Here is an 18,479-nt window from a genome sequence, read left to right as displayed (position 1 = left end):
GGGGGCCCCCCCGCGACCGGCACCCCGTCACGCCCGCGGCCGCCGATGAGCCCGACGACGAGGCAGCCGACGAGCCGAGCGGTAGCCACACCGACGGCGGCCTGACGGTCGCCGACCTCATCGCCAAGATGGCCGGAGAGGGCACCGGCGGACGCCGCGCGCGGCGCCACCTCGCCGAGCCCGAGGCCGAACCCGAGGCGCCGCCCGCACCGCCGACCGAGATCATCGACGTGGTCCCGCCGGCCGAGCCGCCCGCACCGCCCACCGAGATCATCGACGCCGTCCCGGCCGAACCCTACGAGCAGTACGAGGACTACGAGTCCTACCAGCCCTACGGTGGCTACGAGGCCGTGGCCGCCGACGGATCGTCGGATCCGGACCGGCAGGACACCGAGATCATCCCCTCCGTACCGTCCGCGTACGACGACGACATCCCCGACCTCAGGTCGTCGCGGGTGCCGCCGTCGCGGATCGGCCGGCCTTCGGTGGGCGCGCAGGGTGACGAACCGCACCGCCGCAGACGGGTGATGCTGGCCGGCCGGACCGCCGCCGCGCTGCTGGCGGCCTTCGCGCTGGTGCTGACCGGCGGCGCGTGGCAGTGGCAGTCGTCGAAGAACAACAGCATGAACAAGGTGTCGGCGCTGGACCGGGATTCGCGCGACATCATCGACGCCAACGCGCAGTACGGCGACGAGAACTTCCTGATCGTCGGCGTGGACAGCCGGATCGGCCAGAACAGCGACATGGGCGCCGGCGACACCGAGGACGCGGCGGGTGCGCGCTCGGACACCGTGATGCTGGTCAACATCCCGGCCAACCGGGAGCGGGTCGTCGCGGTGTCGTTCCCGCGCGATCTGTCCATCGAGCCGATGGAGTGCGAGCCGTGGAATCCCGAGACCGGCGCCTACGGACCGATCACCGATGAGAACTCGCCGATGTACGGGCTCGAGGAGGCGTGGACCGAGACCAAGCTGAACTCCGCGTACGCCGTCGGCGGGCCGAAGTGCCTGGTCAAGGTGGTCCAGAAGCTGTCCGGGCTGTCGGTCAACCGGTTCATGGCCGTCGACTTCGCCGGCTTCGCCAAGATGGTCGACGCGATCGGCGGCGTCGAGGTCTGCAGCACCACCCCGATCGAGGACTACGAGCTGGGCACGGTGCTGCCGAACGCGGGCCGCCAGATGATCGACGGGCACACCGCGCTGAACTACGTGCGCGCCCGCCAGGTCACCACCGAGATCAACGGCGACTACGGCCGCATCAAGCGCCAGCAGCTGTTCCTGTCGTCGCTGCTGCGGTCGCTCATCAGCAAGGAGGTGTTCTTCTCGCTGAACAAGCTCAACGACGTGGTGAACAAGTTCATCGACGACACCTACGTCGACAACATCGGCACCCGCGAACTGGTCGATCTCGGCCAGTCGATCCAGGGGGTTTCCGCCGGCCGGATCAGTTTCGTCACCGTGCCCACGGTCGGCTATGCCGACGACTACGGCAACGAGGTGCCGCGCGAGGACGACATGAACGCGCTGTTCGACGCGATCATCAACGACAACCCGCTGCCCGGGGAGAAGAACGCCGACAACACCCCGGTGCCCGGAACTCCGGAGTCGGCCACCCTGACCCCCGAGTCGACCACTGCGGCGCCCGAGCCGGCACCGGCGACCGACCCCGGCCGGCTGGTCAACGCCGTCACCACAGACCCGGCGCAGGTCACCGTCCAGGTGTCGAACTCGACCGGTCAGACCGGCCTGGGCGCCACCGCGGCCGACGAGTTGCAGGCGCACGGGTTCAACGTCACCACCCCCGACGACTACCCGGACTCCTTGTCCTCGACGACGGTGTTCTTCGCGCCGGGCAACGAGCAGGCCGCGGCCACCGTCGCATCGTCGTTCGCCAACGCCACCGTCGAACAGGTCACCGGTCTCGGGGACACCGTGCAGGTGGTGCTCGGCTCGGACTTCAACACCGTGAACGCGCCGACACCGAGCGGGTCGCCCGTGCAGGTTCAGGTGGTGCGGGGCACGAGCACCGCCACGTCGCACCTGCCCGAGGACCTCGCCGTCACCAACGCCGCCGATACCACCTGCGAATAGCGGCTACGCGAATCGGACGCCGGCGACGTCCGGGCGGTTGTCATTCACCTGTCGTTCACTGTCGGCGTCGTGACGTGTGACCTGCTCAACCTCTAGGCTTGGCCCATGCGAACCGCGTACCACGAACAGTTGGACTCCCTGACGAGCCAGCTCGGCGAAATGTGCGGCCTGGCGGGTAGCGCGATGGAACGCGCCACCCAGGCGCTGCTGCAGGCCGATCTGGTGCTCGCCGAACAGGTGATCAGCGACCACGAGCAGATCTCCGCCCTGAGCGTCCGCGCCGAGGAGTCCGCGTTCGTGCTGCTGGCGCTGCAGGCCCCGGTGGCCGGTGATCTGCGTTCGGTGGTCAGCTCGATCCAGATCGTCGCCGACGTCGACCGGATGGGGGCTCTCGCCCTGCACGTCGCCAAGATCGCCCGCCGACGCCACCCGCAGCATGTGCTGCCCGAGGAGGTCAACGGCTACTTCGCCGAGATGGGCCGCGTCGCAGTCGAACTCGGCAACGCGGCGCAGGAGGTGCTGATCACCCGGGATCCGGAGAAGGCCGCCCGCATCCAGGAGGAAGACGATGCGATGGACGACCTGCACCGGCATCTGTTCACGGTGCTGATGGACCGCGAGTGGAAGCACGGCGTGACGGCCGCTGTCGACGTGACCCTGCTCAGCCGGTTCTACGAGCGCTTCGCCGACCACGCCGTCGAGGTGGCGCGCCGGGTCATCTTCCAGGTCACGGGCACGTATCCGACCGAGGAGCAGATCCCCACTCCGCGCTGACGGCCGCTGAGCCGTCGGGCACCCGCGTCGTGCTGACCCCCGACCCGGCGGCGATTCAGGCCGAGATCGAGGGCGCCAAGCGGTAGCCGGCACCACGGATGGTGCGGATGAACTCGCCGTGTTCGGGATCGTGACCGAGCTTCTCGCGCAGTCGTCGTACGTGCACGGCGACGGTGTTGGTGTCGGCGGGATGGCCCCAGACAGCGCGGCTGATCTCGTCGCTGCTGGCCACTCGTCCGCGGCGTTCGATGAGGTACACCAAGAGCTCGAGTTCGCGCTGAGTCAACTGGACGTCGCGCCCGCGGACGCGGGTCTCGTAGCCGTCCCGGTCCACCTCGATCGGGCCGGCGATGTAGACCTGCTGATCCCGCCGGGGTTCGTGGAATCCGTTGAACGCGAACGGTGCGATCGTGTTGATGTCGTACGGACGGACGATGAGCGCTGAGGCGCCCGCGGACAGCGCCTGACGCGTGAGCTCGTCGGCGCTGGGCGCGCCGACCAGGATAGGCAGGGTCCACCTGTTTCGCACCGCCGAGGTGATCCGGGCGGCATCGACGGTGCTGGTCCGCGCCGCCAGCACCAGCACGTTGGGCTGTTCGACGCCGATGGCCAGCAGCGCTTCGGCGCCGTCGTCGCACCAGGTGGTCTCGATGCCGATCCTCGCCGCATCGTCCATCAGGTGCGCGGCGACGTCCGCGTCGGTGTCGACCAGCATCAGCGTCCCGCGGGTGGGCGGGACCGCGGCGCGATGCCGCCCCAAGCCCCCCTCGGTGCGCCGCACCTCAATCGTCACCCGTCACCGCCTCGCCCGTCACTCTGTCGCCCCCTGGCGCGACGTGCATGCAGCGACCGTCAGCCGAAGCGGCCCGAGATGTAGTCCTCTGTCGCCTTCTGGGTCGGGTTGGAGAAGATCTTCTCCGTGTCGTCGACCTCGACCAGCTGGCCGGGCTTGCCGGTGGCCTCGAGGTTGAAGAATGCGGTCTGGTCGCTGACCCGGGCGGCCTGCTGCATGTTGTGGGTCACGATCACGATCGTGTAGTCCTGCTTGAGCTCTGCGATCAGATCCTCGATCGCCAGCGTCGAGATCGGGTCGAGCGCCGAACACGGCTCGTCCATCAACAGAACGTCGGGCTGCACCGCGATGGCGCGGGCGATGCACAGCCGTTGCTGCTGGCCACCGGACAACCCGCCACCCGGCTTGTCCAGCCGGTCCTTGACCTCGTTCCACAGGTTCGCGCCCTTGAGCGAACGCTCGGCCACCTCTTCGAGCGCCTTCTTGTTGCGCGTTCCCTGCAGCTTGAGGCCGGCCACCACGTTGTCGCGAATCGACATGGTGGGGAACGGGTTCGGTCGCTGGAACACCATGCCGATGGTCTTGCGGACGCTCACCGGGTCGATACCCGAGGCGTAGATGTCCTCGCCGTCGAGCAGCACCGAGCCCTCGACGCGGGCGCCGGGGATCACCTCGTGCATCCGGTTCAGGGTGCGCAGCACGGTCGACTTGCCGCAGCCGGACGGCCCGATGAAGGCCGTGACGCTACGCGGCAGCACCGCGAGACCCACGTTGGACACGGCATGGAAGCTGCCGTAGTAGATGTTGAGATCCTTGAGATCCAGGCGCTTGGCCATGAGGCTCCTAAACTCGGTTCCGCGTGAGATATCGGTTGATGAAGGCAGCGCCGAGGTACAGGGCCGCGATGATGAGGATCAGGGTCAGGGCAGCACCCCAGACCCGCAGCGCGCCTGCCGCTTCCGGGTTGATCAGTTCGGTGTAGATCAACAGGGGGAGCGACGCCATGTTGCCCTCGAAGGCATCCATGTTGATCGACCGGCTGTAGCCGACGAGCACCAGCACCGGAGCCGTCTCACCCATGACCCTGGCCAGAGCGAGCAGGATGCCGCTGATCATGCCCGGCAGCGCCGTGGGCACCACGACGCGCATGATGGTCTTCCACTTGGGAATTCCCAACGCGTAGGACGCTTCTCGCAATTCGTCGGGGACGAGCTTGAGCATCTCCTCGGTGTTCCGAACCACCACGGGCAGCATCAGCAGCACCAGGGCCAGCGAAACGGCGAAGGCACTCTGCTCGAAGCCCAGCGTCGCGATCCACAGCGCGAAGATGAACAGCGCGGCCACGATCGACGGCACACCGGCGAGGATGTCGACCATGAAGGTGGTGACCTTGGCGAACCGGCCTCGGCCGTATTCCACCAGGTAGACCGCGGCCATCACACCCAGCGGCACCGAGAGCACCGCGGCGATGGCCGCCTGGATCAACGTGCCGTAGATCGCGTGATACACACCGCCGGCGAACTCCTCCGGCAGAACGCCCGCCAGGGAATTGGTCCACCACGTCGACAGGGTCATCGCACGGACACCCTTGGCCAGCACGGTGTAGAGCAGCCACACCAACGGGACCATCGCGATCACGAACGACGCGGTGAACAGCGTCGTCGCGATGCCGTTCTTCAGCTTGCGACTGGGGCTGACCGGGTGGAAGGTCGGGGCCTTCACCGGCTGGTCGAGCGTTGACGTCGTTGCGGTCATCCTCCGCTAACCCTTCCGCCGGCCGCTGCCCGGGCCAGCGCATTGACCACGAAGGTCAGCGCGAAGAGCACGAAGCCGGCGGCGATGTAAGCACCCGTGGGCAGCGGCGCACTGAATTCCGCTGCTGCCGAGGCGATCTTGGACGCAAATGTGTAGCCGCCGTCGAACAGCGACCAGTGGCCGGCCTGCGCAGCGGTGCGCAGGATGATCAGGATCGCGATCGTCTCGCCGAGCGCGCGGCCCAATCCCAGCATCGACGCCGCGATCATGCCGCTACGGCCGTAGGGGAACACGGTCATCCGGATGACTTCCCACTTCGTGGCGCCGAGTGCCTGTGCAGCCTCGACATGGCCACGCGGGGTGAGTGCGAAGACCTCGCGGGTGACCGAGGTGATGATCGGCAGGATCATCACCGCCAGCACGATTCCCGCCGTGAAAATCGTTCCGCCGCCCGCCAGCGACACGTTGCCCTGGGAGAACAGGAAGAACCAGCCGAGGCTGTCGTTGAGGAAGGTCGCCACCGGGCTCAGCCACGGTGCGAGCACGAAGATGCCCCACAGACCGAAGACGATGGACGGCACGGCCGCCAGCAGATCGACCAGCATCCCGAACGGTTTCGCCAGCCGCTTGGGCGCGTAGTTCGTCAGGAACGCCGCGATCCCGATCGCGATGGGCACGGCGATGATCAGGGCGAACACCGAGCTGAGCACGGTCACCATGAAGAGGTCGCGGATACCGAAGCGCAGGTTGCTCGAGTCGCTGGTGAGGAACTCGGTGCTGGTGAGGAAGTTCGCCTGATTGGCCTGCAGTGAGGGGATCGCCTTGATGATCAGGAAGAGCGCCATCAGCGCGATCGCACCGATGATGGTGGCGCCTGCCGCGATCGCGATGGACTTGAAGACGGTGTCGCCCCAACGTCCTTCGCCCTGCCTCAAGGCCGATCCCTTCCGGTTCTTCGTTGGCTTCTCGGGCGTGTGCCCGCCCTGCTGTGGGCTCGTCGTCGCCGACGAGCCCACAGCGGTCGAGTCTGGTGTGACAGCCATTTGTTGTGGCTACTACGCCGTCGCGTTGATGGCGTCGACAGCCTCGGTCAGCCGTGTCTTGAAGGCCTCGGGAACCGGGATGTAGCCGTTGTCCTCGAGACCCTTCTGCCCGTTGCCCAGTGCCGAGTTCAGGAACGCCTTCACCGCGGTGGCCACCTCGGCGTCCGGGTACTTCGAGCACACGATCTCATAGGCCGCGAGCATGATCGGGTAGGACCCGGCCTCGGTGGGCTTGTAGAACGACGCGGTGTCGAGGACCAGGTCGTTCCCGTCGCCCTTGAACTTGACGCCGTCGATGGCCTTGCCGGCCGTCTCCGTGCTCAGCTCCACCGGCTCGGGGCCGGCCGACGTGATGATCTTGGCTATCGAGAGGTTCTGCGACTTGGCGAACGACCACTCGTTGTAGGTGATCGAGCCCGGCGTGCTCTTGATGGCCGCCGAGGTGCCCTCGTTGCCCTTGGCGCCCTCGCCGACACCGCCGGCGAAGGACTTGCCCGCACCCTTGCCCCAGGAGCCGTCCGATGCCGCATCCAGGTACTTCTGGAAGTTGTCGGTCGTGCCGGACTCGTCGCTGCGGAAGATCACGTTGATCGGATCGCCCGGAAGGGTGGCGCCCGAGTTCAGCGCCGCGATCTCCGGTGCGTTCCAGGTCTTCACCGCGCCGTTGAAGATCTTGCCCAACGTCGGTCCGTCCAGCACCAGCCCGTCGACGCCGGGGACGTTGTAGGTCACGGCGATGGGTCCGAAGACGGCGGGGAGATTCCACGCTTCACTGCCACCGCAGCGTTCCTTGGCCTTCTCGACCTCGCCCTTGTCCGCACTGAGCGGAGAGTCGGAACCGCCGAAGTCGGTCTGGCCGCCGAGGAACTCCGACACGCCGGCACCCGATCCGCTCGAGGTGTAGTTCAGCGTGAAGCCGGGGCAGTCCGTCTCGTAGGCGTTGATGAACCGCGTCATCGCGTTGGCCTGCGCGCTCGAGCCGCTCGCCTTCAGTGCTTCCTTGCCGCCGCACTCACCGGCGGCCTGCGAACCGGATTCACCGGATCCCGATCCCGAAGAGGTGTTGTTGTCGCTGCCACACGCCGACAGCAGCAGGGCACCGGCGGCCAGCAGGCCGAGCGCAGCACCAGAACGATTCGCCTTCACGAAGCTCCTTCTAGAGTTCACGGGTGGACGCTGGCCGTCGCCGGCGCGTCAAGCAGACCCATTGCTGCTCGGCTGTGAACCTAAAGGGACGCCATGAATGAATTACCTACGCATGGTGAACGGAAAATGAACCACACCGGCGACGTCCGCCACTTTTCACACCTCGTTGACAGGATCGAACGCCCCGACGGTTTCCGGCCATGATCAGTCGGGTCGGCGCAGCCTGGTGGCGAGTGCGTCCACCCGGGCAGCGATGTCGTCGCGCACGAGTCGCATCCGTTCGATGCCGTCGATGCCCCGCTCGGACGGCTCGTCGGTGTCCCAGTTCTCGAACCGCGTCCCCGGCACGGGGTCGACCTCGGCTTCCCGACCGAGCGTGACGACCAGATCGACCTTCTTGACGAGATCCGCGTCCAGCGCCTTCGGCGTCTGATCGGTGATGTCGACGCCGACCTCCGCGAGCACCTCTGCGGACAGCGCGTTGATCTCACCGCCCGGCCTGGTGCCCGCTGAATACACGTCGACGGACTCCGCTGCGACCTTGCGCATGAGCCCCGCGGCCATCTGCGACTTGCCGCCGTTCTTCACGCACACGAACAGCACCGCCGGCTTGGCGCGGTCAGCCATGTGGCACACCCTTCTTCACGACGTCTGCTGCATCCCCAGCGATTGGTGGCGAGAACCGGCGCCGCAACGCCAGTGAGACGTACACCAGGGCGACGAGCACCGGGACCTCGATGAGCGGACCGACGACGCCGGCGAGGGCCTGCCCGGAGGTCGCTCCGTAGGTGGCGATCGCCACGGCGATGGCGAGTTCGAAGTTGTTGCCGGCCGCGGTGAAAGCCAGGGTGGTGGTTCGCGCGTAGCCCAGGCCGATGGCCGCGCCGAGCAGGTATCCGCCGCCCCACATCACCGCGAAGTACACCAGCAGCGGCAGGGCGATCCGGGCCACGTCCATTGGGCGACTGATGATCTGCTCCCCCTGCAGGGCGAACAGGATGACGATCGTGAAGAGCAGACCGTAGAGCGCCCACGGCCCCACCGCCGGCAGGAACTTCGTCTCGTACCAGTCCCGCCCCTTGGCCCTCTCACCGAACCGGCGCGAAAGATAGCCCGCCAGAAGCGGAATGCCGAGGAAGATCAACACCGACTTGGCGATCTGCCATGGCGACGTGGAGATGGTGGCCTGTTCGAGCCCCAGCCAGCCCGGCAGCACCGACAGGTAGAACCAGCCCAGCACGGCGAACATGATGACCTGGAAGACGGAGTTGAGAGCGACCAGCACAGCCGCTGCCTCGCGGTCGCCACAGGCCAGGTCGTTCCAGATGATCACCATGGCGATGCACCGGGCGAGGCCGACGATGATCAGGCCGGTCCGGTACTCCGGCAGGTCGGGCAGCATGAGCCAGGCCAGCGCGAACATCAGCGCAGGCCCGAAAACCCAGTTCAGGACGAGGGAACTGATGAGGAGCCGGCGATCGCCGGTGACGGTGTCGAGGCGGTCGTAGCGCACCTTGGCCAGCACCGGGTACATCATGATCAGCAGCCCGAGCGCGATGGGCAGCGAGACGCCGTCGATGGCGACGTGCCCCAGCGCGGTGTTCAGCCCGGGGACCCCGCGGCCCAACAGCAGGCCCGCGGCCATCGCGAGGCCGATCCACAACGGCAGGAATCGGTCCAGGGTGGAGAGCTTGCCGACGACGTCCGGGGTGTCGGCGGACGCGGCGATCCTCGTCATGCGGTGGCTCCAGCTGCCGAGTGCACCGGGCCGCCGGCGAACAGTGCCGCCAGACCGTGCAACGCCTCGGGCGCCACGGCGTAGTACACCCACGACGCGCGGCGTTCCGAGGTGAGCAGTCCGGCGTCGCGCAGCACCTTCAGATGGTGCGAGACGGTCGGCTGTTTGACGTCCAGGCCGTCGGAGATGTCGCAGACGCAGGCCTCGCCGTTGGCGCGGCTGGCGATGGCGCTGAACAGTCGCAGGCGCACGGGATCTGCCAAAGCCTTGAGCGTGGCGGCCATCTCGGTGGCGGCTTGCGCCGTCAGCGGCTCGCGCAGCAGCGGCCCGACGTCACAACATTCCGCCGGTTCGACGGGCACCCGATTCGACATTCATCGATATTGACACCGATCGAATCCGTAGGCAAACGAAGACCAGATGAACGAGCCAAGACCTCAGGAGCCCGACGAGGCCCCGGCGGCGTACGCGACGTCGACGCTGTGGACGTCGAAGCCGAGCTTGCGGTAGGTGTTCACCGCCGCGGTGTTGTCCGCCTCGACGTAGAGCATGACCGTCGGTTGCGCGCTTCCCGACAGCCGCTTCGCGAGGTGGTGCAGACCCGTCAGGGTGAGCGTCGCGCCGAGTCCGCGCCCCTGGGCCGAGGGGTCGACGCCGACGACGTACACCTCGCCCAGATCCCCGTCGTGGATTTTCGTCCAGTGGAACCCGAGCAGTTCGCCGGTCGCGTCGTCGCGGCCCAGGAACAGCCCCTCCGCGTCGAACCACGGTTCGCCGCGGCGCTCGGCGATGTCGGCACCGGTCCAGCCGCCCTGCTCGGGATGCCAGGCGAAGGCGGCGTTGTTGACGCGCAGCAGGTCGGCGTCGTCGGCCGGTCCGGAGTAGGTCGTGACACTCACGCCCTGCGACGTCACCGGCGCGGGCAGATCGCGCAGCGAACGGCGCATCTGCAGCAGTTCGCGGCGCACCACCAGTCCGAGTGACCGGGCGGTCGCCCGGGCGGGTTCCAGATTGCCGTGCGCCCAGACCCTGGCGTCCTCACCGCCCGCGGCCAGACCGGCGGTCGCCAGTTTCGATCCGATGCCACGCCGGCGCGCCGGTGGATCGACCACCAGTTCGGCCATCGCGGGGGTGCCCTCGGAGGCAGGAGCCAGGTTCAGATAGCCCACGATGTCGTCGCCGTCGACGGCCACCAGGTGACGTGTCCGGTCGGCGGCCAGTTCCCGCAGCACCTGATCCCCCACCGGCGCAACGCCGTCCACGGTCGTGGCGGTGTGGATGAGCGCGCGGATGCGGTCCCGGTCGGCCGCGGAGAGGTGACTGCGCCAGTCGAGGTCGGTCACTGGGTTCGGAGGGGATCCACGAACGACTCGGGCACGCTGTCCGGGGCGTGCGCGTAGTCGTCCTCCTCGTCGTCGTCGGGCAATTCCGCGCCGGGCGCGGGCGGCCGACCGCGCGCGGGCCGTACCGCCTTGTAGCCGACGTTGCGCACGGTGCCGATCAACGACTCGTACTCCGGGCCCAGCTTGGCGCGCAACCGGCGGACGTGCACGTCCACGGTGCGGGTGCCACCGAAGAAGTCGTACCCCCACACCTCCTGCAACAACTGGGCGCGGGTGAACACCCGGCCTGCGTGCTGGGCGAGGTACTTCAGCAGCTCGAATTCCTTGTAGGTGAGGTCGAGCGGCCGTCCACGCAGGCGTGCCGTGTAGGTGCCCTCGTCGATGACGAGCTCACCGAGGCTGACCTTGCCGACGTTCTCCTGGTTGGCCATGCCGCCGCGGCGCCCGACGAGCAGGCGGAGCCGCGCGTCGATCTCGGCCGGACCGGTGCCCGGCAGCAGGATCTCGTCGAGCCCCCACTCGTGGTTCACTGCGACCAGGCCGCCCTCGTTCACCACGGCGACGACGGGCACCGACGTACCCGTGGTGCCCAGCAGCCGGCACAGGCCGCGCGCGGCGGCGAGGTCGGTGCGTGCGTCGACGATCGCGACGTCGGCGGTGCCTGCTTCGAGCAGAGCGGACACCTCGGTCGGCGCCGAGCGGACGTTGTGCGCGAGCAGCGCCAATGACGGCAGGACCGACTCAGGGTGCGGATCGACGGTCAAGAGAAGTAGGTCCACAGGCCCTCCAGCGTCCCCGGGGTGCAATCAACTCCTGCGGTGATCTCCCAGATTCATGCCTGACATATCGCCGTTACCGGCTGTTAGTCACGTAACGATACCGCGCCACCTGCGGATCAGCCGCGCCAAGCGGTACGCGCCGGTCGAGGTAGGCCAGAATGTCCAGGTGCGCAAGCTGCTGATCGGACTGGGAGCGACGCTGACCGCCGTGGTCGTCGCCGCCGTCGGTGTCGACTTCGGCGCCGCCATCTACGCCGAATACCGACTGGCCAGGGCCGTGCGCAGCGCCGCGGACCTGGAGTGGGACCCGTCGGTGGCGATTCTGGGCTTCCCGTTCGCCACCCAGGCGATGGACCGGCACTACGACGAGGTCGAGATCCGGGCCAGTGGCGTTGATCACCCGGTGGTCGGCAAGGTCTCCCTGGAGACCACCCTGCACGACATCGGCCTCGGCCAGGCGTCGTGGCTGGTCCGGCCACAGGCACCGCTGCCGGTCGGCAAGGTGGAGAGCCGCATCATCATCGACTCCACTCACGTCGGACGCTTCATGAGCATCCCCGACCTGCTGGTGGAGGCGCCGTCCCGGGAGACCAACGACTCCACCGGCGGCACCACCGAGTCCGGCATCTCGAGCAACCGGGGCCTGGTGTTCACTGGCACCCCGAAGTCGGCGGGCGTGACCGAGCGGGTCAGCGTGTCGGTCGATCTGTCCCGCCCGGACGGTGATCAGAGCACCCTGGTGCTGACGGGCACCGGAGTGCTCACCGGTCCGGGCACCGCCGACGAGGAGGTGCCCGAGGACAAGGTGGCCGCCGTACTGGCCGCGTTCAGCACCACGCTGCCGGGTCAGGAGCTGCCGTTCGGCATCGCGCCGACCAGCGAGGGCGCCCGCGGCTCGGACATCATCATCGAGGGCATCGCCGAGGGAGTGACGATCGCGCTGGAGGAGTTCACCCGGTCATGAGCACAGAGTGGGCGGTGGTCATCACCGTGCTGATCGCCGTCTTCGGCCTGGCCTTCGTCGTCGGCCGGCTGATGTCGATGCGCGCCGGGATGCTGAAGGGGGCCGATGCCGCGGCGGACGTCGACACCTCCGACCTCGGGTTGTCGGGCACCGGTCCGACCATCGTGCACTTCAGCGCGGTGTGGTGCGGCCCGTGCGGCGCGGTGCGCAAGGTGGTCAACCAGGTGTGCGCGGAGCTGCCTTCGGTCGCCCACGTCGAGATCGACATGGACGCCAATCCGGCGGCGGCCCGGCGGCTTTCGGTGTTGTCGTTGCCCACGACACTGATCTTCGACGCCCACGGCAGGCCGCGGTACCGCACGACGGGTGTGCCGAGGGCGGCTGACCTGCGTTCGGCGCTCGAGCCGCTGTTGGCTTGATCACCCTGTCATTGGGTAAGATGACCGACGTGTTCGCCCGCCTCGAGCTTGTGCTCACCAAGCGCCGCGCAGTTGATCTGTGCCGCGTCGCGGGTTGTTGCTGTTGTTGTTGTAGCTGCTGAGCGTCGTCGCGTCGTCGCGCGCCCGCTCGGAGCAGGCCCTCGTGGCATGCCCGTGACCAGCCCAACCGTGCAACAGGAGCAGATTCATGACCATCACACCGGACCACGTGGACGTGCGCGGACCCCGGTTCGTCGCGTGGGTCACCACGGCCGTGCTCGTGGTTACCTTGTTGTCGGCCGCGGTCGATGAGACCGCCGCCGCCGTCCTGCTCGCCGCGCAGGCCGCGGTGTTCGCGATCGGTGCGATCCGCGGCCCGCGCAGCCATCCGTACGGTGTGCTGTTCGCCCGGTTCGTCGCACCGCGCCTCGGTCCGGTGACCGACACCGAGCCGGTGCCGCCGCTGAAGTTCGCCCAGGTCGTCGGCCTGGTCTTCGCCGTGGTGGGGGTGGCCGGCTTCGCGCTCGGCCTTTCGCCGCTGGGTCTGACCGCGACGGCCTTCGCGCTGTTCGCGGCGTTCCTCAATGCGGCCTTCGGCATCTGCCTGGGCTGCCAGCTCTACCCGCTCGCCGTACGTCTCCGCCGCAGTCCCGCTCACTCCTGATCGAATTCACAAGCAACCGAAGGGATCTCATCCATGGCACGCTCCGACGTCCTGGTCACCGCAGACTGGGCCGAGAGCAATCTCGACGCGTCGAACATCGTCTTCGTCGAGGTCGACGAAGACGTCTCGGCCTACGACGGCGGTCACATCCAGGGCGCCGTCAAGCTCGACTGGAAGACCGACCTGCAGGATCCGGTGCGCCGCGACTTCGTCGACGCCGCGCAGTTCTCCAAGCTGCTGTCCGACCGTGGCATCGGCAACGACGACACCGTGGTTCTCTACGGCGGCAACAACAACTGGTTCGCCGCCTACGCCTACTGGTACTTCAAGCTCTACGGCCACCAGGACGTCAAGCTGCTCGACGGCGGCCGCAAGAAGTGGGAGCTCGACGGTCGCCCGCTGTCGACCGAGCCGGTCAACCGCGCCGCCACCACGTACACCGCGCAGTCGCCGGACACCAGCATCCGTGCCTTCCGCGACGAGGTCATCGAGGCCATCGACAGCAAGAACCTGGTCGACGTGCGCTCCCCCGACGAGTTCTCCGGCAAGATCCTCGCGCCGGCGCACCTGCCGCAGGAGCAGAGCCAGCGGCCGGGGCATATCCCCGGCGCCATCAACGTTCCGTGGAGCAAGGCGGCCAACGAGGACGGCACGTTCAAGTCCGACGAGGACCTGGCGAAGCTGTACGCCGAGGCCGGACTCGACGGCAGCAAGGAGACCATCGCCTATTGCCGCATCGGCGAGCGTTCCTCGCACACCTGGTTCGTGCTGCGCGAGCTGCTGGGCCACCAGAACGTCAAGAACTACGACGGCAGTTGGACGGAATACGGTTCCCTCGTGGGAGCCCCGATCGAGTTGGGAAGTTGATTGATATGTGCTCTGCACCGAAGCAAGGGCTGACGTTGCCTGCCAGTGTCGACCTCGAGAAGGAGACCGTGATCACCGGCCGCGTGGTCGACGGATCCGGTCAGGCGGTCGGCGGTGCCTTCGTGCGGCTGCTGGACGGCTCCGACGAGTTCACCGCCGAGGTCGTCGCGTCGGCGACCGGTGACTTCCGGTTCTTCGCCGCACCCGGCACCTGGACCCTGCGCGCGCTGTCGCCCGCGGGCAACGGCGACGCCAGCGTCGCCCCGTCCGGCGCAGGCATCCACGAGGTCGACGTCAAGGTCGCCTGACCTCTCTGGCCTGTTGGCGCGAGCGCGCGTGGCTTCCTGTGGCACGCCGCTGAAAGTGAGCAATCACGCACGCTCGCGCCCGCCCGCGGCTTCATTGCGCGGGCACCAGACGGTTAGACTCGCATCGTGGTGCTGTTCTTCGAACTCCTCCTGGTCGCCTGCACCGTGGTGATCACCTGGTTCGCGCTGTACGCGGTGTATCGCCTCATCACCGACGAGTCGTGAGCTCCCCCGACGGCCCCGAGGACCTCACCGGTTCGATCTTCGGTTCGGGCGACAGGGCGGTGGCTGCGGCGGCGCAACGCGCCAGAGAGACGGCGCCGCGCAACATCCCGGTGTTCGGCGATCTGCCGCTGCCGACCGACACGGCGAATCTGCGCGAAGGTGTGGATCTCAACGAGGCGCTGCTCGCACTGCTGCCGCTCGTCGGCGTCTGGCGCGGCGAGGGCGAGGGCCGCGGCGCAGGCGGCGACTACCGCTTCGGGCAGCAGATCGTGGTCAGCCACGACGGCGGCGACTACCTGAACTGGGAAGCGCGCTCGTGGCGGCTCACCGAGACCGGCGACTACGACCGGCCCGCGCTGCGCGAGACCGGGTTCTGGCGGTTCGTCCCCGACCCCGCCGACCCGTCGGAGTCTCAGGCGATCGAACTGCTGCTGGCCAATTCCGCCGGCTACGTCGAACTCTTCTACGGACGCCCCCGCAATCAGTCGTCGTGGGAGCTGGCCACCGACGCCCTGGCGCGCAGCAAGTCCGGTGTGCTCGTCGGCGGCGCCAAACGGCTCTACGGCATCGTCGACGGCGGCGACCTGGCGTACGTGGAGGAACGGGTGGACGCCGACGGCGGGTTGGTGCCGCACCTGTCCGCCCGGTTGTCTAGATTCGTCGGATGACGCGCCGCCTCGGAATCTGTCTCGGTACCGGAATCACCGCAATCGCCCTGCTCGCCGGGTGCTCGTCGGAGAGCGCCCCGTCCCCGGACCCGTCGACCTCCCAGGCGCCGAGCGGGCACGGCACCTTCGCCGAATGTCTTTCTGCACATGACGTTCCCGCGCCGCCGGGGCCCGTCGCGGGGCCACCGCCCGGGGTGGACGCCGCGAAGTGGAAGACCGCCATGGACGACTGCTCGACGTTGGCGCCCGGCCCCGCAGGCTGAGCGCGCCCCGTCACCCGCGCCGGACCCGGGCGAGGAACTCCCGGGTGCGCGCGTGTGTCGGGTCGGTGAGCAGCTGTTCGGCAGGCCCGTATTCGACGACGACCCCGCCGTCGAGGAAGCACACCGTGTCGGCGACCTGGCGGGCGAAGCCCATCTCGTGGGTGGCCATCACGATGGTGCGGCCCGCGGCGGCGAGTTCCCCGACCAGATCGAGCACGTCGCCGACCAGTTCGGGATCCAGCGCGCTGGTGATCTCGTCGAGCAGGAGCAGCCGCGGCTCGTAGGCCAGGGCGCGTGCGATCGCGACGCGCTGCTGCTGACCGCCGGACAGTGTGTCGGGATAACAGTCGGCCTTGTCCGACAACCCGATCCGGTCCAGCAGCTCACGGCCGCGGCGGTCGGCCTCCCGGCGTTCGGCGCGGTGCACCACCCGTGGGCTGAGCGTCACGTTGGCCAGCGCGGTCATGTGCGGAAACAGGTTGTAGGACTGGAACACCATGCCGATCGCCCGCCGGGCGGCGTCGGCATCGACGCGGGGGTCGCTGATGTCGCGGCCGTCGAGCAGGATCTGCCCGTCGTCGATCTCCTCGAGCAGGTCCACACAGCGCAGCAGCGTGGACTTGCCCGAGCCGGACGGCCCGATGAGCACCACCACCTGGTGCTCGCAGACGTCGAGGTCGATCCCGTCGAGCACGGTCCGCCCGTCGTAGCTCTTGCGCAGGCCTCGGATCGACAGCACCGTCGCCGGAGCGGCGCTCACACCGCCCCCTGGCGGGTCGCGGCGCGGCGGGCCACCCAGTCGGCGAGCCGCGCCGACGGCACGGCCAGTGCGACGAACAGCAGCCCCGCCACCACGTACGGGGTGAAGTTGTAGGTGGAGGCGGACTGGATCTGCGCGGCACGCACCGCGTCCACCGCGCCGAGCACCGAGATCAGCCCGCAGTCCTTCTGCAGCGCGACGAAGTCGTTCAGCAGTGCCGGGGTGACGCGCCGGACCGCCTGCGGGAGCACCACAAGGCGCATGGTGCGGCGGTAGTCGAGTCCGAGCGACTTCGCGGCCGCGAGTTGCGACGGGTGCACCGACTCGATGCCCGCGCGGAACACCTCCGCCACGTAGGCCGAGTACACCAGGACCAGCGCCAGCCCGCCGAGCAGCACGGGATCGTTAGGCACGCCGTTCAGCCGCAGCCCGGGCAGGCCGAACCCGACGAGGTAGAGGCAGATCAGCAGCGGCAGGCCGCGGAACACGTCGACGTACCCGGTCGCCATGGCGCGCACCGGGAACCACACCGGCCCACGGGATGCCCGCAGCAGGGCCAGGGCGAGACCGACAATGAGCACCAGCACCGTCGCCACCGCGAGCACCCGCAGGTTCAGCCAGAGACCGGAGAGCACCGCGGGCAGGCTGTCCCAGCCGATGCGCAGGTCGAAGAACGACTCACGGACCCGCGGCCAGCCCGGTGCGTTGGTCACGACCACCAGGAGCACCGCCGCGAACACGGCCGTGGACAGCAGCGCCACCAGCGTCGAGCGGCGGGCCCTGCTGCGGCGGAACGCCTGCCGGTCGAGCAGCGGCGAGGCGACGACGGGTGGTGTCACGGAAGGAACGGCGCCGCTCCCGGCCCGGCCAGCCACTCCTTCTGCAGCCGGAACAGCACGCCTTCGTCGCCGAGCTGGTCGACGGCCTGTGACACACACGCGGTCAGGGCGCTGCCCTTGTCCAGCACGATGCCGAATTGTTCGGCGTTGCCGGGCTCGGACGGCAGCTGGCCGATGATCTTCGAGTCGGCCAGTTCCATCTGCACCGCGAACGCGGTCGGCAGGTCCAGCGCCAGCGCGTCGATCTGTCCACTCACCAGTGCGGCCTTGGCGTCCTCGTTGTTGTTGTACACCGAGACCTCCGAGCCGCCGCTGACCTTCTCGGCGGCCTCGTAACTGGTGGTGCCCACCTGGGCGCCCAACCGGACGTCACGCAGCCCCTCGAGCGTGGTCACCGACGCCGCGGGCGACGACGGCAGCGTGATGAAGGCCTGGGTGACGTCGAAGTACGGCGAGGAGAAGTCGACGGCCTGCTTGCGCTCGTCGGTGATGGAGAACTCGGAGAGGTTGGCGTCGAAGTTCTTCGGCCCCGGCGCGATGGCGGAGTTGAACGGCACCCGCTCCCACCGCACGTCCTCTTTGGCGTAGCCCAGCTTCCCGGCGACGGCGTAGGCGACGGCCGCTTCGAAGCCCTGGCCGTTCGCCGGATCGTCGTTGATGAACCACGGCTGGTAGGCCGGTTGGTCGGTGGCGAAGGTCAACACCCCTTCGGTCAGTGTCGGCAGGGCGTCCTTCTGGCATGTCTGCGCCGCAGGAGTCGATGGTGCGGATTCGTCGGCGGGGGCGCAGGCGCTCAGCACGGCCAACGCGGTCAGTGCGGGCCCGGCCACCAAGATCGGAAATGTGCGCATGGCCGCGATCTTCGCCTACTCGGTCCGGCGGCGCCACCGCCGCCACTGCGCCGGCGATGTCTCCAGACATGGAGCGGCCCCCGAGCCAAGGATCCACAGCTGGACGGACCGAGGGGCTCGGGGGCCGGGTGACTGCGGGGAATTCGCCAGCGCGCGCAAGTAGTTTCGCCGAACGGCGGTCCCCCTTGGT

Annotated in this window: 23 protein-coding genes; 10 read left to right on the top strand and 13 right to left on the bottom strand. The window is 68.4% G+C overall.

The features are described from left to right. Together Q2100_RS05530 and phoU are read left to right on the top strand one after the other, a co-directional pair. Window positions 1-2,090: LCP family protein (locus tag Q2100_RS05530; RefSeq protein ID WP_302913168.1), on the top strand; the 2,090-nt coding region annotated here is incomplete at its 5' end. Window positions 2,091-2,195: 105 nt separating this feature from the next. Beyond that, entirely contained in the window at window positions 2,196-2,864 is a 669-nt protein-coding gene (gene phoU / locus Q2100_RS05525) for a phosphate signaling complex protein PhoU (protein ID WP_302913167.1), read from the top strand. A 55-nt stretch (window positions 2,865-2,919) separates the two neighbouring features. Here phoU and Q2100_RS05520 read toward each other — a convergent pair whose 3' ends face one another. The 10 genes from Q2100_RS05520 to Q2100_RS05475 form a co-directional block, all read right to left on the bottom strand. Next, window positions 2,920-3,657, bottom strand: coding sequence for a winged helix-turn-helix transcriptional regulator (locus Q2100_RS05520; protein ID WP_302913166.1), 738 nt, complete (start codon window positions 3,655-3,657; stop codon window positions 2,920-2,922). A gap of 59 nt (window positions 3,658-3,716) precedes the next feature. Further along, window positions 3,717-4,493 (bottom strand): phosphate ABC transporter ATP-binding protein PstB, encoded by a 777-nt coding sequence (pstB, locus tag Q2100_RS05515; protein WP_302913165.1) that lies wholly within the window; start codon window positions 4,491-4,493, stop codon window positions 3,717-3,719. A gap of 7 nt (window positions 4,494-4,500) precedes the next feature. Then, the gene (pstA, locus tag Q2100_RS05510; RefSeq protein WP_302913164.1) at window positions 4,501-5,412 is read right to left on the bottom strand and encodes a phosphate ABC transporter permease PstA; all 912 of its coding nucleotides are present in this window, start codon (window positions 5,410-5,412) and stop codon (window positions 4,501-4,503) included. Continuing rightward, window positions 5,409-6,455 (bottom strand): phosphate ABC transporter permease subunit PstC, encoded by a 1,047-nt coding sequence (gene pstC, locus Q2100_RS05505; RefSeq protein ID WP_302913163.1) that lies wholly within the window; start codon window positions 6,453-6,455, stop codon window positions 5,409-5,411. The genes pstA and pstC overlap by 4 nt, the downstream gene beginning before the upstream one ends. 12 nt (window positions 6,456-6,467) lie before the next feature. Further along, on the bottom strand, window positions 6,468-7,601 hold the full coding sequence (pstS, locus tag Q2100_RS05500; protein WP_269892799.1) for a phosphate ABC transporter substrate-binding protein PstS: 1,134 nt from the start codon (window positions 7,599-7,601) through the stop codon (window positions 6,468-6,470). A 204-nt stretch (window positions 7,602-7,805) separates the two neighbouring features. Continuing rightward, complete coding sequence (locus tag Q2100_RS05495) at window positions 7,806-8,228, bottom strand: arsenate-mycothiol transferase ArsC (protein ID WP_302913162.1); 423 nt, start codon at window positions 8,226-8,228, stop codon at window positions 7,806-7,808. Continuing rightward, window positions 8,221-9,339, bottom strand: a complete 1,119-nt coding sequence (gene arsB / locus Q2100_RS05490; protein ID WP_302913161.1) for an ACR3 family arsenite efflux transporter — start codon at window positions 9,337-9,339, stop codon at window positions 8,221-8,223. The genes Q2100_RS05495 and arsB overlap by 8 nt, the downstream gene beginning before the upstream one ends. Beyond that, window positions 9,336-9,713, bottom strand: a complete 378-nt coding sequence (locus tag Q2100_RS05485; RefSeq protein ID WP_302913160.1) for an ArsR/SmtB family transcription factor — start codon at window positions 9,711-9,713, stop codon at window positions 9,336-9,338. Before Q2100_RS05485 ends, arsB begins: the two co-directional genes overlap by 4 nt. 63 nt (window positions 9,714-9,776) lie before the next feature. Next, window positions 9,777-10,682: a mycothiol synthase gene (mshD, locus tag Q2100_RS05480; RefSeq protein WP_302913159.1), complete on the bottom strand. Its 906-nt coding sequence runs from the start codon at window positions 10,680-10,682 to the stop codon at window positions 9,777-9,779. Next, window positions 10,679-11,461, bottom strand: coding sequence for a winged helix-turn-helix transcriptional regulator (locus Q2100_RS05475; RefSeq protein ID WP_264013935.1), 783 nt, complete (start codon window positions 11,459-11,461; stop codon window positions 10,679-10,681). Before Q2100_RS05475 ends, mshD begins: the two co-directional genes overlap by 4 nt. A 166-nt stretch (window positions 11,462-11,627) precedes the next feature. Between Q2100_RS05475 and lmeA the strand changes: the two genes are divergently transcribed. From lmeA to Q2100_RS05440, 8 genes are all read left to right on the top strand, one after another. After that, complete coding sequence (gene lmeA / locus Q2100_RS05470) at window positions 11,628-12,425, top strand: mannan chain length control protein LmeA (RefSeq protein ID WP_302913158.1); 798 nt, start codon at window positions 11,628-11,630, stop codon at window positions 12,423-12,425. Beyond that, window positions 12,422-12,844 (top strand): thioredoxin family protein, encoded by a 423-nt coding sequence (locus Q2100_RS05465; protein WP_302913157.1) that lies wholly within the window; start codon window positions 12,422-12,424, stop codon window positions 12,842-12,844. The genes lmeA and Q2100_RS05465 overlap by 4 nt, the downstream gene beginning before the upstream one ends. A gap of 20 nt (window positions 12,845-12,864) precedes the next feature. Further along, on the top strand, window positions 12,865-12,966 hold the full coding sequence (locus Q2100_RS31825; RefSeq protein ID WP_372503763.1) for an Ms5788A family Cys-rich leader peptide: 102 nt from the start codon (window positions 12,865-12,867) through the stop codon (window positions 12,964-12,966). Window positions 12,967-13,052: 86 nt separating this feature from the next. Continuing rightward, window positions 13,053-13,508, top strand: coding sequence for a DUF4395 domain-containing protein (locus Q2100_RS05460; protein WP_302913156.1), 456 nt, complete (start codon window positions 13,053-13,055; stop codon window positions 13,506-13,508). 33 nt (window positions 13,509-13,541) lie between these two features. Beyond that, complete coding sequence (locus tag Q2100_RS05455; protein ID WP_302913155.1) at window positions 13,542-14,375, top strand: sulfurtransferase; 834 nt, start codon at window positions 13,542-13,544, stop codon at window positions 14,373-14,375. Window positions 14,376-14,380: 5 nt separating this feature from the next. Continuing rightward, window positions 14,381-14,683 (top strand): DUF1416 domain-containing protein, encoded by a 303-nt coding sequence (locus Q2100_RS05450; RefSeq protein ID WP_264013941.1) that lies wholly within the window; start codon window positions 14,381-14,383, stop codon window positions 14,681-14,683. A 221-nt stretch (window positions 14,684-14,904) separates the two neighbouring features. Then, window positions 14,905-15,576: a heme-binding beta-barrel domain-containing protein gene (locus Q2100_RS05445; RefSeq protein WP_269892810.1), complete on the top strand. Its 672-nt coding sequence runs from the start codon at window positions 14,905-14,907 to the stop codon at window positions 15,574-15,576. Further along, window positions 15,573-15,839 carry a YajG family lipoprotein gene (locus Q2100_RS05440; protein ID WP_264013943.1) on the top strand — a complete coding sequence of 89 codons (267 nt, stop codon included), beginning with the start codon at window positions 15,573-15,575 and terminating at the stop codon, window positions 15,837-15,839. Before Q2100_RS05445 ends, Q2100_RS05440 begins: the two co-directional genes overlap by 4 nt. 10 nt (window positions 15,840-15,849) lie before the next feature. Here the strand turns inward: Q2100_RS05440 and Q2100_RS05435 are convergent, their stop codons facing one another. The 3 genes from Q2100_RS05435 to Q2100_RS05425 are packed head-to-tail and all read right to left on the bottom strand — an operon-like array spanning window position 15,850 to window position 18,289. After that, window positions 15,850-16,599, bottom strand: coding sequence for an amino acid ABC transporter ATP-binding protein (locus tag Q2100_RS05435; RefSeq protein ID WP_302913154.1), 750 nt, complete (start codon window positions 16,597-16,599; stop codon window positions 15,850-15,852). Next, complete coding sequence (locus Q2100_RS05430; RefSeq protein ID WP_302913153.1) at window positions 16,596-17,438, bottom strand: amino acid ABC transporter permease; 843 nt, start codon at window positions 17,436-17,438, stop codon at window positions 16,596-16,598. The genes Q2100_RS05435 and Q2100_RS05430 overlap by 4 nt, the downstream gene beginning before the upstream one ends. Then, a complete protein-coding gene (locus tag Q2100_RS05425) occupies window positions 17,435-18,289 on the bottom strand; it encodes an ABC transporter substrate-binding protein (protein WP_302913152.1) in 855 nt (284 codons plus the stop codon). The genes Q2100_RS05430 and Q2100_RS05425 overlap by 4 nt, the downstream gene beginning before the upstream one ends. Between the last annotated feature and the right edge of the window lie 190 nt (window positions 18,290-18,479).

It is taken from the genome of Mycolicibacterium arseniciresistens (assembly GCF_030519285.1).
In the GTDB taxonomy this organism is placed as follows: domain Bacteria; phylum Actinomycetota; class Actinomycetes; order Mycobacteriales; family Mycobacteriaceae; genus Mycobacterium; species Mycobacterium arseniciresistens.
Note: the sequence above shows the minus strand (reverse complement) of the source record. Positions and strands in the feature narration are given on the sequence as shown.

Bases quoted from the DNA above. Each gene is read 5' to 3' on its own strand.
- Q2100_RS05450 (WP_264013941.1), top strand. From the start codon at position 14,381: ATGTGCTCTGCACCGAAGCAAGGGCTGACGTTGCCTGCCAGTGTCGAC.
- arsB (WP_302913161.1), bottom strand. From the start codon at position 9,339: ATGACGAGGATCGCCGCGTCCGCCGACACCCCGGACGTCGTCGGCAAG.
- Q2100_RS05495 (WP_302913162.1), bottom strand. From the start codon at position 8,228: ATGGCTGACCGCGCCAAGCCGGCGGTGCTGTTCGTGTGCGTGAAGAAC.
- Q2100_RS05455 (WP_302913155.1), top strand. From the start codon at position 13,542: ATGGCACGCTCCGACGTCCTGGTCACCGCAGACTGGGCCGAGAGCAAT.
- Q2100_RS31825 (WP_372503763.1), top strand. From the start codon at position 12,865: ATGACCGACGTGTTCGCCCGCCTCGAGCTTGTGCTCACCAAGCGCCGC.
- Q2100_RS05440 (WP_264013943.1), top strand. From the start codon at position 15,573: ATGACGCGCCGCCTCGGAATCTGTCTCGGTACCGGAATCACCGCAATC.
- pstB (WP_302913165.1), bottom strand. From the start codon at position 4,493: ATGGCCAAGCGCCTGGATCTCAAGGATCTCAACATCTACTACGGCAGC.
- phoU (WP_302913167.1), top strand. From the start codon at position 2,196: ATGCGAACCGCGTACCACGAACAGTTGGACTCCCTGACGAGCCAGCTC.
- Q2100_RS05465 (WP_302913157.1), top strand. From the start codon at position 12,422: ATGAGCACAGAGTGGGCGGTGGTCATCACCGTGCTGATCGCCGTCTTC.
- Q2100_RS05425 (WP_302913152.1), bottom strand. From the start codon at position 18,289: ATGCGCACATTTCCGATCTTGGTGGCCGGGCCCGCACTGACCGCGTTG.
- pstC (WP_302913163.1), bottom strand. From the start codon at position 6,455: ATGGCTGTCACACCAGACTCGACCGCTGTGGGCTCGTCGGCGACGACG.
- Q2100_RS05460 (WP_302913156.1), top strand. From the start codon at position 13,053: ATGACCATCACACCGGACCACGTGGACGTGCGCGGACCCCGGTTCGTC.
- Q2100_RS05485 (WP_302913160.1), bottom strand. From the start codon at position 9,713: ATGTCGAATCGGGTGCCCGTCGAACCGGCGGAATGTTGTGACGTCGGG.
- pstA (WP_302913164.1), bottom strand. From the start codon at position 5,412: ATGACCGCAACGACGTCAACGCTCGACCAGCCGGTGAAGGCCCCGACC.